12 protein-coding genes are annotated in these 14,227 nt (G+C 35.5%); 9 read left to right on the top strand and 3 right to left on the bottom strand.

Going from position 1 to position 14,227, the window contains the following annotated elements; all coding sequences use genetic code 11:
• Positions 1-184 precede the first annotated feature (184 nt).
• The gene (locus QOX35_RS15755; RefSeq protein ID WP_283687752.1) at positions 185-1,591 is read right to left on the bottom strand and encodes a prealbumin-like fold domain-containing protein; all 1,407 of its coding nucleotides are present in this window, start codon (positions 1,589-1,591) and stop codon (positions 185-187) included.
• A 261-nt stretch (positions 1,592-1,852) separates the two neighbouring features.
• Between QOX35_RS15755 and QOX35_RS15750 the strand changes: the two genes are divergently transcribed.
• Positions 1,853-2,611 carry a glycosyltransferase family 2 protein gene (locus QOX35_RS15750; RefSeq protein ID WP_283687751.1) on the top strand — a complete coding sequence of 253 codons (759 nt, stop codon included), beginning with the start codon at positions 1,853-1,855 and terminating at the stop codon, positions 2,609-2,611.
• 203 nt (positions 2,612-2,814) lie between these two features.
• On the opposite strand, the gene QOX35_RS15745 is transcribed toward QOX35_RS15750, so the two are convergent.
• The gene (locus QOX35_RS15745) at positions 2,815-4,230 is read right to left on the bottom strand and encodes a CotH kinase family protein (RefSeq protein ID WP_283687750.1); all 1,416 of its coding nucleotides are present in this window, start codon (positions 4,228-4,230) and stop codon (positions 2,815-2,817) included.
• Between the two features lie 253 nt (positions 4,231-4,483).
• Between QOX35_RS15745 and gyrB the strand changes: the two genes are divergently transcribed.
• The 6 genes from gyrB (at position 4,484) to QOX35_RS15715 (ending at position 11,963) form a co-directional block, all read left to right on the top strand.
• On the top strand, positions 4,484-6,439 hold the full coding sequence (gene gyrB, locus QOX35_RS15740; protein WP_283687749.1) for a DNA topoisomerase (ATP-hydrolyzing) subunit B: 1,956 nt from the start codon (positions 4,484-4,486) through the stop codon (positions 6,437-6,439).
• Between the two features lie 374 nt (positions 6,440-6,813).
• Positions 6,814-7,839, top strand: coding sequence for a hypothetical protein (locus QOX35_RS15735; protein ID WP_283687748.1), 1,026 nt, complete (start codon positions 6,814-6,816; stop codon positions 7,837-7,839).
• Between the two features lie 698 nt (positions 7,840-8,537).
• The gene (locus tag QOX35_RS15730) at positions 8,538-9,584 is read left to right on the top strand and encodes an EFR1 family ferrodoxin (protein WP_283687747.1); all 1,047 of its coding nucleotides are present in this window, start codon (positions 8,538-8,540) and stop codon (positions 9,582-9,584) included.
• Positions 9,585-9,658: 74 nt separating this feature from the next.
• Positions 9,659-10,336, top strand: a complete 678-nt coding sequence (locus QOX35_RS15725) for a bacteriophage terminase small subunit (protein WP_283687746.1) — start codon at positions 9,659-9,661, stop codon at positions 10,334-10,336.
• A gap of 171 nt (positions 10,337-10,507) precedes the next feature.
• On the top strand, positions 10,508-11,509 hold the full coding sequence (locus tag QOX35_RS15720) for a M28 family peptidase (RefSeq protein ID WP_283687745.1): 1,002 nt from the start codon (positions 10,508-10,510) through the stop codon (positions 11,507-11,509).
• Positions 11,510-11,522: 13 nt separating this feature from the next.
• Positions 11,523-11,963, top strand: a complete 441-nt coding sequence (locus tag QOX35_RS15715) for a SufE family protein (protein WP_006844157.1) — start codon at positions 11,523-11,525, stop codon at positions 11,961-11,963.
• Between the two features lie 12 nt (positions 11,964-11,975).
• Here QOX35_RS15715 and QOX35_RS15710 read toward each other — a convergent pair whose 3' ends face one another.
• On the bottom strand, positions 11,976-12,617 hold the full coding sequence (locus tag QOX35_RS15710; protein ID WP_283687744.1) for a thiamine diphosphokinase: 642 nt from the start codon (positions 12,615-12,617) through the stop codon (positions 11,976-11,978).
• A gap of 220 nt (positions 12,618-12,837) precedes the next feature.
• Between QOX35_RS15710 and nspC the strand changes: the two genes are divergently transcribed.
• Entirely contained in the window at positions 12,838-13,980 is a 1,143-nt protein-coding gene (gene nspC, locus QOX35_RS15705) for a carboxynorspermidine decarboxylase (protein WP_283687743.1), read from the top strand.
• Between the two features lie 83 nt (positions 13,981-14,063).
• Positions 14,064-14,225 carry a hypothetical protein gene (locus QOX35_RS15700; RefSeq protein WP_006844154.1) on the top strand — a complete coding sequence of 54 codons (162 nt, stop codon included), beginning with the start codon at positions 14,064-14,066 and terminating at the stop codon, positions 14,223-14,225.
• Positions 14,226-14,227 lie beyond the last annotated feature (2 nt).

Here is a 14,227-nt window from a genome sequence, read left to right as displayed (position 1 = left end):
TTTAAATGCAAAGTCCGTATACATCTAATTGTATACGGACTTTTGCTATTTATACAATCCCAAGCATACAAAGTATAATAGAAAGATACAAATACATCTCAGACAGCATAAGAGAAGGAGAGCCTATTATAGGCTCTCCTTTTAGGTTTACAAAAGATAATATGATGTATACAATATGTCTTTTTTACAAAATCACATTCAGATTGTTACGGTTTTCGTAAATATAATTGTCCTGAACACTTTTTGCGTAGTTGATAATATCAGATACCGTTAATTTGGTATTAGGATCGTTCAATATATATTGTACATAAAATCCACGAGTATAACCGCGAGGTAATTCTATATATCCTTCCGGAGGCGAGTCTTTAAGCCCTAATTTTTTTATGTCTGTTTTGTCCTTATTGATATACAATTTATATCCTAGCTCTATATCTGTTAATGGCCTGCACCAACGTACATTGAGATAGTGATATGATTCATACTCTTTGCTAGTTATATAATCATGTATGCCTACATACCCAAGAGTATTATTTGTGTTTTGTACAGATAAATACACAGTATAGAATAGATGATAGATATCACCTCTTAGACCATCATCATAGCAGCCGCCATTAGGCCCCAAGCCATTACACCATCTACCATTTCCATTTAGACGGGCTCCTCCGGGCATCATATTAAAACCATATATATTTGTTGATTTTTCGAACCAATAAACTTTATATGGGCTATTATTCCCTTGATAGATATTAAAGGCTAATGGATTCTCTCCATTCATGCTACTTAATGCGAAGCGTACATCTCTTTCGTTAAGATTTGTATGAGTAGCATCATGCGATGTATTAAATGGCGACATAGCAAATAATTGCCTGTAATCGGCAGGAAAAGGTAATCTCCAACCTTCAATCTTATTGCCATTCTCGTCAGCCATAAAGCAGTACTTATTCATATATTCTATACTCGGATAGCTGTAATATCTTCCATAGTATTTTTCAAAATTGGTTATATTCGATAATTGATAATATTGGGGATCGATGCGCACACGTTCAAGATATCTATTTAAGATATTTTGAGTGATAGGTACGTCATTTTCGAAGCCATTCCCTTTTTTTATTGTATGAGTAAAATTCCTATCGATCCAGTAATATTCTCCAATACGCATAGCATTATATTCCCCTAAGTTTATAAGCCCTTGATAATTTATGAATTGCAAGGTCTGCTCTTCCGGTATTTCTTTCAATTTAGAATCTATATACGAGAATGTAGCTTCGATACAAGAGTACTTTAGAATAATTTCTATTCGTTTTTGGCTGGCATCATAGTTATCTGGAGAACTTATTTCTTCTATCACATATTTCCCTATAGCTAGATTTGTGATATTCATTGTTCCGGATGTAAGTATATATGTGCCTACAACTTGATTATTAACATTTAGAATCTGATATTGTCCACCACTTATAAGTGATTTATTGTTAATGTTTTTAGCAGATATTGTAAGGCAAGTACCTGTTCCATTTTGGTTCTCATTGCATGCTTTAGATATCAGGGCAATGAAGAGTAGTATACTGGTGTATACAAATAATTTGTTTTTCATTATTCATGTTTTAGCAAGTTTGCTAATTCTATTGAAACTTAAAATATAAATAGAGCATTTATTATCCACATGATGTATACAAACATATTCTTATTGTATACTTAAAACGTCTTTGTGACACAATTGTTTTTTTTGTAATGTTAAAAGAATAGGGGCTAAAGATTTTTTAAGAATTTCAAATTCTCTTTTTATATATAGAAAAATGAATGCACTTATAAAAAATGTATCTTTGCCCGTAGATTTAAATAAAATAATTTAGATATGCCAAGAATATCTATAATAACACCAACATACAATTCTGAAAATACATTACAAGGAACAATTGAAGCCTTGTTAAGACAAACCTTCTCTGACTTTGAATATATCATCATCGATGCGGTATCTAAAGACCAAACTCTGGATAAAATAGAGAGTTATATCCCAGCCTTCGGAAAGAAAGGAGTTACTGTACGCATCGTTAGTGAACCCGACAAAGGTGTTTATGATGCGATGAATAAAGGAATATCTCTTGCTACTGGAAAGTTGATAGGGATAACCAACTCTGATGATTGGTATGAGGATAATACCCTCGAAGTTATGTGGAACAAGTTTTCTGACGGAGTGGTAGATCAGAGCAATTCTATGATATACGGTATAGAGCGCGTGTGGAAAGACGATAAGATTTTTAATGTACAACGCCGTGGAGCTTCGTTTATATCGGAGAGTGTACTGCCTCACTCTACATTTTTTGTATCTAAAGAAGTTTACAATAAATACGGAGCATTTGATCTTTCTATAAAGGTCTTGGCTGATTATGACTTTATTTGTAGATGTGTAAGTAAAGGTGTAAAGCTCGAAGAAGTGGATGTCGTGATTTCTAACTTCAGATTAGGTGGGATATCGTCTTCTTATTTCGATTTTTATTCCGATTATTATATGATACAGCATAAATATGGCTTTATATCAGATAAAAAATACAAGGAATATAAATGCATCCTTAATTTGAAGAAAATCATAAACAGGTTTATGAAAAAATGGTAGACGCTTGCTAATCAATATCCAACTAAAAAGAGAAAAGGGATTCCCTCTTCTCTTTTTTAGTTTATAATATGCCGTATTAATTACTTTAACTGTGGATCCATCCAACTTAATCTGTTTTTTATCCATGTTTTAAGATAATTGACTTCACCTTGATAACTTCCAGTCACAATAGGGTTAGGCCAGACCTGCATATTAAGTATTGGTCATTTCTGAAAATTATAATATTGAGATACATTTATTTTTCCAGCCATGTTATCAATAAACGTATTTATATTTGCGTCACTTAATTCATTTCCGCGTAATTCGTTCCATCTGTCTTTTACCATATTTTCAAATTCGGGATGAGAGAAAAATTGTTGATACCAAGGAGCTCTTGTACGTGCGTGCCATTCTGATATCATATCACAGTTGTCATAATTTACATTCCCAAAAGCAATATCATAATCCCATACCGGTCCGAAATATAGCTTATCGTCGCCTCTGTTTTTATAGACGAATGTACTTAGGCGTAGGTTGCCATCAACGTTTTTCGATAATTCGTTTAGTAATAAATAATCAATGAATGATTGCATATCCAAATACTTCGGTAATTCTTCTACAGGGTTTACATCATCTTTTCCGTATATGATGTTTTCTATATTTTGGATATAGCTTGATATATATTCTTTTTGATCAGCGGGTATGTCTTCCGGCGTGTTTACACAGAATGTCATTTTTGCTTCTAGTGTTTCAAACCATACAGGTTCTCCTTTTCGCTCATCTATTTCGAGCAGATATCCTCCTGTAATATCTGTATCTGTTGCTTTCAATTCGGGGATATTAACCCTGTTTTTGTCTACGCGTATATGTTCTCCAAGCATGTAATTTCCAATATATTCTCCATTAAGCAAAACATCCACATACTGCATGCGTGGAGTCCAAGCAAATCCCATACGACGGCTGATTTCGAACGCCAGTTCGTTTCGCATCAATGTCTTATCCGAGTAATTGGCAAGCAGCACCCAATGTTTGTTTTTAGGCATGCCCAATACTTGCGCCGATTCTTTTAGTTTCAGTTTGTAAGGTTTCTTTTCCATTCCCCACGTACTGTTCCCACGACCTTTTATTTCGGTGTCAGCTTCCATTAGCTTCTCTTTTATAACCCCTTTATTATCCCTTGATTCTATCTTTATGGTTGCGTCCATATAGTCATCCTTCGATATAATTGGTGTACCGTTTTTAGTATTGATAGTCAGTAGCGGGAAATAGTACCCTTCGAGAGGTGCCGGCGGAGCAGCTTCTTGTTGTATACTTACTTTTTGTATTTTTGTTTTGGTTTTTATAAGTAACTGTGTTGTAAGCGTAACCTCTTGTGCATTTTCTTTGGCTTCTACAGTGATCGTTACATCTCCCTTTCCCGACATGGGGCTCACAGTACACCATAAGGGAATGTTCTTGTCAATTTCCCACTTGGTATTTGATTTTATCGTAATGCTTTGTTTTTCAGTTGAAACTTTAAAAAATAATTGACTTTTTGATAGACTGAGCGTCTCTTCTACTTCATTGTCTTTATCAGAACAACTTGTTATAGAAAAGAGGATGCTTAAAATAAAAAATAGAAATGCAAATTGTTTTTTCATCGTATTCGGTTAAATTTATTTATTGGACATATCGAAGAATACAAAGAAAACAAAAGCAATCAGAATTTTATTGGCTTTTACATGTTTTTATATAAATAAAATTGTTAATTTTTTCATTCTTTTCTTTATTTATAAGCAAGCAAAACGATGGCTTCTATTCTTGCTTATGTGGATAAAAATCTGTATATTTGTTAGATTTTTCAAACGCAAAACCTCAGGCGATTATTCGCCTATTTAATAGCAAAATATAAATATGACTGAGAACCAAAAAATTGCAAGCGAATCTTATTCCGCACAAAATATTCAAGTGCTGGAAGGCCTTGAAGCTGTAAGGAAAAGACCCGCGATGTATATCGGTGATATAAGCGAAAAAGGATTACACCATCTTGTGTATGAAGTTGTAGACAACTCTATTGACGAGGCTCTGGCCGGATATTGTGATGATATCAAAGTCACTATACACGAGGATAATTCGATAACAGTACAAGACAATGGTCGTGGTATCCCGGTGGATATAATGGCTAAAGAGAAAAAATCGGCTCTAGAGGTCGTTCTTACAGTCTTGCATGCCGGAGGTAAATTCGACAAAGGAACTTACAAAGTTTCGGGAGGTCTTCACGGTGTAGGGGTGTCGTGTGTCAACGCATTGTCTACATACCTAAAAGCCGAAGTACACAAACAAGGGAATGTATATGTACAGGAATATTCTTGTGGAAAACCCTTGACTGGTGTAGAAAAAATAGGAACTACAGATCATACAGGTACAATTATAACATTCAAGCCGGATGATTCTATATTTGTAGTAACAGAGTACAAATATGATACATTGGCGTCACGCCTTCGCGAACTGGCTTTTCTTAATGCCGGAGTTCGTTTATCGTTGGTCGATCATCGTCAGGTAAAACAAGATGGAACATTCAAAACAGATACTTTCTTCTCTGAAAAAGGGCTGGAAGAATTTGTACGATATATAGATGCGTCTAAAGAAGCATTAATAGAAGATGTAATACACATTGTTACCGAAAAACAAGGAGTACCTGTAGAAGTGGCGATGACATATAATACATCTTATAATGAGAATGTATATTCGTATGTAAATAATATACACACCATAGAAGGTGGTACACATCTTACCGGATTTCGCCGTGGGTTGTCTCGTACGCTGAAGAAGTATGCTGATGACTCGAAGATGCTTGAGAAAGTGAAAGTGGAAATTAATGGTGATGACTTCCGTGAAGGACTTACTGCTGTTGTTTCTATCAAAGTTGCTGAGCCTCAGTTTGAAGGACAGACAAAGACAAAGCTTGGTAACAATGAGGTTATTGGAGCTGTTGATCAGGCTGTGGGAGAGGCTTTGGGTATTTATCTTGAAGAGCATCCGAAAGAAGCAAAAATCATTGTAGAAAAAGTTATCCTTGCGGCAACAGCACGTGCAGCGGCTCGCAAAGCCCGTGAGTTGGTACAACGTAAATCTCCGCTTACAGGTGGTGGTTTACCGGGAAAACTGGCTGACTGTTCGAGTAAAGATGCTTCGATATGTGAGATTTTCCTTGTCGAAGGAGACTCTGCGGGTGGTACAGCAAAACAAGGTCGTGACCGTGGGTTCCAAGCAATTCTTCCTCTTAGGGGTAAGATTCTGAATGTGGAGAAAGCGATGCCTCACAAAGTTCTCGAAAGTGATGAGATAAAAAATATATATACAGCACTGGGCGTAACGATAGGAACGGACGAAGACTCTAAAGAGTTGAACCTCCAAAAGCTTCGTTATCAAAAAGTGGTGATCATGACCGATGCCGATGTGGACGGAAGCCACATTGCAACGCTGATTCTTACTTTCTTCTTTCGCCATATGAAAGCACTGTTGGAGAAAGGGTATATCTATATTGCAACGCCTCCGCTTTATCTTTGCCGCAAGGGTAAAAACGAAGAGTATTGCTGGGACGATCGCCAACGCCGTGCGTTTATAGAGAAATATGCCGATGGTGACGAAAATGCTATTCACACGCAGCGATATAAAGGTCTTGGAGAAATGAATGCCGAGCAGCTTTGGGATACTACCATGAATCCTGAGCACCGTACATTGCGTCAGGTGACGATTGAAAATGCTGCTGAAGCCGATCATGTTTTCTCTATGCTGATGGGTGAAGACGTAGCTCCACGTCGTGAGTTTATCGAAGAAAATGCAACTTATGCTAAGATTGATGCATAAGTAGGATATTACAAAATAGAAAAAGCCGCAATTGATTCAAATTGCGGCTTTTTTGTGTATAATTGCTTCGTTCTTTCGGATTTGCAATCCGAAAAGACGATAGAATGCTTTTCTTCATTCTTATAATAGATTTGCTCCTCAAATAAAATCTGATTATTACGTTCTCCCTTGACTATAATAGTAGCTTTTTTATTGCTATAGTCTTATACTTCAATTGAAATTATCGTTCTGTTTATATTTCAAAAATAATGATCATAAATAATATAAATTTGTTAAAATATATCTATGGATATTAATCAATTGTTAGTAAATTTGTTATTATTGAATTTTACAATGGAGACCTGAAATATGTCACCGCCTAAAGAATAATTAACATGGGATACACATTAAAACTTGACATCTATTATTTTACTTTGAAAAAAATAAAAGAAGGAACTACACGGAGGATTCGTGGAGAAGAAAGAGTAGCATATCTTACAGAAAAAGATGAGTGTGTACTTGGTGATTTTGTAAATACTTTATCTATTGATGAAATAGATGATATAAACTATATCAAAGTTTTTTTAGAAGATTTTATAAATGGCTTTAATGCTTCATTTAAACCAAATAAGAATAATACTCAGGCAATGAGTGTTACAACAGATCAGTTCAAAGGTTATGATTCTAATGACTATACGGTATGGGGCATATTTAAAGGTGGTGCTACAGGAATAGAATATGATGTATATCAATCTAACGATGCAACTATACCTACAAGTAAAGTTGCTGGAGATAGTGTAACGTCACTATATTATTTTTATAAAATCTGGATACCAATTGATTCTAGTGTAGGAATTTTGATGGTGCAAAGTTATACAAATACAGGTTGTTGTACTTTATTTAAGGAGCAATTAAGCAACTATTTCATTTCTAATGGATACAAAGCTGAATGGAGTAAATGTATTCCTAATGAATATATAGAAAAGTTTTTGAAAGATGGATATATTAGTGAGATACAAGTAATTCATTGCAAGAGAGATAAAAATAGACCATTAAATCCTGTGTTTAGTCCATTTACACATGCAAAAAGGAGATCTATTTTCAGCAGATTCAAAATACCTTTTAAAGATTTTATATCGGTAGTGAACTATAAAAATGTATTGAAATCGCAAATAAAAGCGATTGATATAGATTACGATGAAATTCAAGATAAAGTAAAACTTTTTTATATTGATGCTGAGGGTAAAAGGGCTAATGCAACATTAGCAAATATAGATAGTATATTACCAACAATTACATTGGATGATTCGCTGAAAGAGGATAATTCTCAATTACCAAAATGGGATGATCTTCATGAGTATACCAAAGGAATGTTGGATGATATTAAAAAACAAATATCATACACACCAAAATTAATATGACATTCATTTTTAAACAGATATATAGAATAATTAAAGACGGAATAAAATCACTATTATATGATATTGACGGAAATAGAAGGTCAAAGTTTCAGGTATATTTAGGATTTATTTTTGTTCCAATTGTAATATACATAATTACGGTTTGGAAGGAAATAAATTTGGAAGATATAATAGATACACTATTGACTGTATTAAGCATATTTACTGCATTAATATTTAGTGTATTATTTACAGTTCCCGATAAATTATCACAACGGATAGAAAGATTTAGAAACAAGACTGATAGTAGCACTAAAAATTATTTGATACGCTTTAGTAATTTTACTCGATGTTTCGTACAGCAAATTACGTTTATCATCGTTATCAGCATTGCTTTGATTATTTTACTTGTCTTTCAGAAAGTCGTTACTAATAATATCATAAAACTTACTCTGACAACTATAAGTTTGGTATTATTTTATGATTTGGTAATGTATATTTTAGTAACCTTATCAAATATTTATACTCTTCTAATGGATGATATTGATATGAGTAAAAAAGATTTGCCTAAATAATACAAATACCCTATAGTTAGTAAAAATCTAACTTTAGGGTATTGTCGTAAACAATCACGCTTTTTCCATTGATTTCCATCGAAAAATGAAGCGGAAATTATTTTTGTAACTATCTTTGAATTATAATCTTATCTGGTATACTGAATGCTTGTATATAAAAAAATAAGAATTTATTATTTTTCGGGAACAGGAAATGCGAAAAGGATTTCCTATTGGATTCGAGAATTTGCTACCGAAAAGAATATAATATGCAATTTAGAGAATATCGATACAGCAAGACATAACAGTATTGACATAGACCCTGACACTTTGGTAATTATTATTTCACCAATACATGGATTCAACTATCCCCCAATAACCCTAGGCTTTATTCGCCGATTTCCAAAAGGCTCTAACGATATTATATTGATGAATACAAGAGCCGGACTAAAGATTGGAAAAACGGTAACACCGGGTTTGACCGGAATCGCATTTTTTGTATCAACAATAATGCTAAAAATGAAAGGGTATAAGATTAAAGGACAAATACCTTTCGATATGCCCTCTAATTGGATGTCGATTCATCCGGCATTAAATAAGAACGCTGTAGCATTTTTGCATGAAGCTAATTTTTATAAAGTAAAGAAATATTGTGACAGGATATTTGAAGGAAATTCTGTTTTTGTAGCATACAGGGATATTGTTCAAGATATACTGATATCCCCTATATCTTTAGGATATTATATTGCAGGGCGTTTCGCCTTTGCAAAATCATTCTATGCTTCAACTGCTTGTGATGGATGCCAGCTGTGTGTGAAACAATGTCCTGTAAAAGCAATCAAAATATTAAACAAGCGTCCTTTTTGGCTCTTGAAGTGTGAAAGTTGTATGCGATGTATGTCTCTTTGTCCTAAAAGAGCAATAGAAAGTGCTCACGGACTCTTTGTTATTATAAGTATATTCTATTCTACACTTGCAACTTATCTGTTAAACAAATTATCTTCCGATTTTTTGCATTATCCTTTTGTCGAAAAAGTCTTTTCTTTTATCGTCTTTTTTATTCTTCTCATTGTTTTCTATCGGATTCAACATCTTTTTCTTTTGAATAAATACACCGGACGGCTAATTTCATTTTTCTCTCTTACTCATTATAAATTCTGGGGAAGATACAGATCTATTGCTGATGCTATATGGAGGCAAAAGAAAAATTGAAAAGATATCCATCTAAAACATATTTATCACTTTCCTAAATAATTATCTATTATAAACAACTTATTATAATAGATATGGCAAAGTACACAGAAAAACTAGTAGAGAAGATTGTTACACTGATAGAAGCAGACACTTATTCTATCTCGGAGATATGCAGCATATTAAAAATCAGCAGAAAGTCTTTTTATGAATGGAAAGATACAAAGCCCGAATTCAGAGAAGCAATAGAAAAAGCGATAGACCGTCGTGATGATAAACTACTGATGCTGGCTCGCAAGTCACTAAAAAGGAAACTGGAAGGTTATACCCTTACAGAGACAAAGACGATATACGTTCCCGATAAAAATAACCCGGATGAGTTGGTGCTAAAATCGCAGATCGTAAAACAAAAAGAATATGCCCCTGATACCCATGCGATAAAACTTACACTTTCTCGTCAAGATAGTAAAGCCAATAAAGAAGAGGAGAACTCCCAGTCTGCTTTAACCATTATTGTTCGTGATGCGAAAACAGCGGAGAATCTAAATCTCTTGCGTGAGAATTTAAGGAAAGGAAGCACCTCAAAAAAAGACAAGGATTTACATCCGCAAAAAGACGGTATATCCTCCAAGCCACAAGATATAGCAGATTGTTCTACAGTAGAGAGTGATGAAGCAAGTAATGAAAACTCGGAAGTTGAGCTCAAACCGAAATTCGTTAAGGTTGAGAGGAGTGGTGAAGTCTTACCTCCCGGATATCTTTACAGAGGGTGACAATATATAAACAGTATGATATGTGTTACTTTTGTCACTTTTCGGAGTTAGATGCCTTGCTTGTTTTAGTGTAGTGAGGGTACTAATCGAAAAAACTCTTAAATGAAACCTCTACCTCACAACAAATCTCTATATTTGTAGATTGTATTCTGTAAAATAAACTAGTATAAGATGGCAATTAAGAACATATACATTACATGCATGTCTTTGATTTTTATAGCATGCTCTTGTGGTAAAACAACTCAAAATGCGAATACGATGGCTGACTCGTATCAGAAAGTATCGCCGGACTTCAACGCCGATAGTGCATACGCTTATGTAGACAGACAAGTTGCATTCGGATACCGTGTGCCGAACACTAAAGAGCACGTTGCTTGCGGCGATTATCTGGTAGCTGAAATGAAGCGTTTCGGAGCACAAGTTCAGGAACAGAAGATGGTTGTAACGGCATACGATGGCACAAAGCTTAATGCCCGCAATATAATAGCCTCTTATGGCTTAGATAAGAAAAACAGGGTGCTACTTTTTGCCCATTGGGACACACGTCCGTACTCAGATCAGGATCCTGATCCGGCTAATCTTAAGAAACCGTTGCTGGGTGCTAATGACGGCGCCAGTGGAGTAGGAGTATTGATGGAGGTAGCAAGAGTACTTCAGTCGAAAACTCCTGAGGTGGGAGTAGACATCATCTTTTTTGATGCAGAAGATTATGGCATTCCTGCTTTTGCAGAAAAATCTTTGATTAAAGGAGAAACATGGTGTTTGGGCTCTCAGTACTGGGCAAATAATCCGCATGTGCCAAACTATAAAGCTAAATTCGGGATATTATTGGATATGGTTGGAGCAGAAGGTGCAACCTTTTATAGAGAAGCAATATCCAAAGAATATGCAGAAGATATACTTGAAAAAGTATGGAGAACAGCCGGACTGCTTAGTTATGGCAAGTTCTTTATTGGTAAAGATGTGGGTGGAGTAACAGACGATCATGTTCCTGTAAATCAGATTCGCAAGATACCGAGTATCGATATTGTCGATTACCGTCTGGATCAGGATACGGAACTCGGGTTCTTCCATTCATGGCATACACAAAAAGATGATATGCGTAATATCAGTAAAGAAACATTGAAGGCCGTAGGACAAACAGTGCTGGAGGTTGTATATAAGGAAAAATAAACAGAGGGAATAAATGGCTACAATAAACGAAGTTCAAGACGAGATTATAGAAGAATTTTCGATGTTTGACGATTGGATGGATCGTTACGCATTATTGATAGAATTGGGAAATTCATTGGATAAATTAGACGATAAGAATAAGACAGAAGACAATCTTATTGTTGGTTGCCAAAGCCGTGTATGGTTGCAGGCAGATTACATCGACGGTAAAATAGTGCTTAAAGCGGAGAGCGATGCCGTAATCGTAAAAGGTATTATCGCTCTACTGATAAAGGTGTTGTCGAACCGTACGCCGGATGAAATTATAAATACCGATCTTTACTTTATAGAGAAGATTGGGCTGAAAGAAAACCTTTCGCCTACACGCTCTAACGGGCTTGTGTCTATGATAAAGCAAATCCGTTTTTATGCGATGGCATATAAGGCGAAGGAAATCGGTGAGGTAGGAGCTTAACGCTTGGGGATATCAAAAAGCCCTGTAAACGATCATACGTCCGTTTGTTTCTATCGTAAACTCATCGCTTGTAGACTCGTTCAGGGTAGCTTGCCACCAGTTGGTAAATATCCGTTTTTCGATAGCATACAAAAGATTGTGTGATGTTACAATGCTCTGATCTATGCAGAACAAAGAGACTTGCTGCCCTTTATAGCTTTCGAAAAGAGAGGTGGAGCCTATTCCGTTAAATACACCGTAGTTGGTAATCATTTCCACGTCGGCATCATTCATATACTCGCATAGCAGGCTTATATTGGCAATGGTATGATCTTCCCGTTTGCCTGTTGCGCCGAGTATCGTCAACTCTTTTCTTCCTTGTTTCAAGCAGAATCGTACGGCTTTTGTAAGGTCGTTGGTCTCCTGTTCGGGTATTCTATGTATAATATCTGCAAACCGTATTTGGTTCTCTTCCGAGAGCGAATCACAATCGCCAACTATTGCATCTGGCAATCTGCTTGTGTTTGTCAGATTATTGGTTGCTCCGTCGCAACATACAAGGTACTTGCAGTTGTTGAGTATCGATAAAGCTAAAGGATTGGAAGGGAAATTGCCATTTGCCAGTATGGCAGTATCTGTCCGGCGGTTTATATCGGGGAGATTGTATTTTTTCATTCTGAAATTATCATATAATAAGAGGAGGTAAAATTAGTAAATAGTTTAGTATTAAGTTTTATTGATGTGAAGAAAGTAAAATAAAAGCTTATATGTTTTATTGGGAAGATTAATCATAGTAAAGAACGAGGTTAATTTTTTATAGTAAATTATTTAAACATCGAGAATAAAATCACGACCTTTGCAACTTGTAATTTTTTTGACGAAAAAATCAATAAAAATGATAGAAATAAATAAAGTACCGTCACCTTGCTTTGTGATGGAAGAAGAATTGCTTAGAAACAATCTCAGTCTTATCAAATCGGTAAAAGATAGGGCAGGAGTGAATATTATATTAGCTTTCAAGGCGTTTGCAATGTGGAAATCGTTCCCTATTATAAGAGAATACATACCATGTTCTACAGCAAGTTCTGTGTATGAAGCGCAATTGGCGTATGAAGAAATGGGAAGCTTGGCGCATACTTTTTCTCCTGCATATACACCCGAGAATTTTCCTCTTTTCATGCGTTATAGCAGTCATATTACGTTCAACTCTTTATCGCAGTTCGATCGGTTTTATCCTGAAACGTTGAAGCATTCTCATAAAGTATCTTGCGGTTTACGTATTAATCCCGAATATTCTACAGTAGAGACTGATTTATATAATCCGGCTACTCCGGGTTCACGTCTCGGTATCTCTTTGGATCAGTTGGGTGACAAGTTACCCGAAGGTGTAGAAGGACTGCATTTTCATACATTGTGCGAATCATCGTCATACGACTTAGAGAAAACCCTGGAAGTGATTGAGCAGAAGTTTGGGCATTTATTGTCGCAGGTGAAGTGGTTTAATATGGGAGGCGGACACCTTATGACTCGAAAAGATTATGACGTGGAACATCTCATCGGCTTACTCAAATCTTTTAAATCGAAGTATCCCAATCTTGAGATTATCATGGAGCCGGGAAGTGCTTTTGCTTGGCAAACAGGAGTTCTGGTTTCTACAGTGGTAGATATTGTAGAGAATAGGGGTATTAAGACAGCAATACTTGATGTGTCTTTTGCATGCCATATGCCCGATTGTTTGGAAATGCCTTATAAACCGCATATCAGAGGCGCATATCACGAACCGGTAGAAGGACTGCCAACTTATCGTATGGGAGGAAGTAGTTGCCTGAGTGGTGATTTTGTTGGAGAATGGTCTTTTGATGAACCTCTTCTTATAGGTGATAAGATTATATTCGAAGATATGATTCATTATACAATCGTGAAGACTACTATGTTTAATGGTATATCTCATCCGGCTATTGCTCTTTGGAATAAGTCTGACCAGTTGGAGATTTACAGGGAATTTAGTTACGAGGATTATAAAACTCGTATGAGCTAGAATGTTAAATATTAGATCATAAACAATATAGGTTTAAGGATGGCGTTTCATAGATAGAACTAACTTATTTAAGGAAATTGCCTATGAAAAAAAACTATACTCATAAGCTGTGCAAAAGTGTTGATAATGAAGGGGAGGTTGTCGCACCTGCCAAAAGTACGCTGGACTTTCTGAAACAGTTTGCACGAACATATTATGCTGAGAAATCTTTGCCAAGATCACTAAATGAGTTTTGTGTGAATTGATA

Source organism: Dysgonomonas sp. Marseille-Q5470 (assembly GCF_951230145.1).
In the GTDB taxonomy this organism is placed as follows: domain Bacteria; phylum Bacteroidota; class Bacteroidia; order Bacteroidales; family Dysgonomonadaceae; genus Dysgonomonas.
Note: the sequence above shows the minus strand (reverse complement) of the source record. Positions and strands in the feature narration are given on the sequence as shown.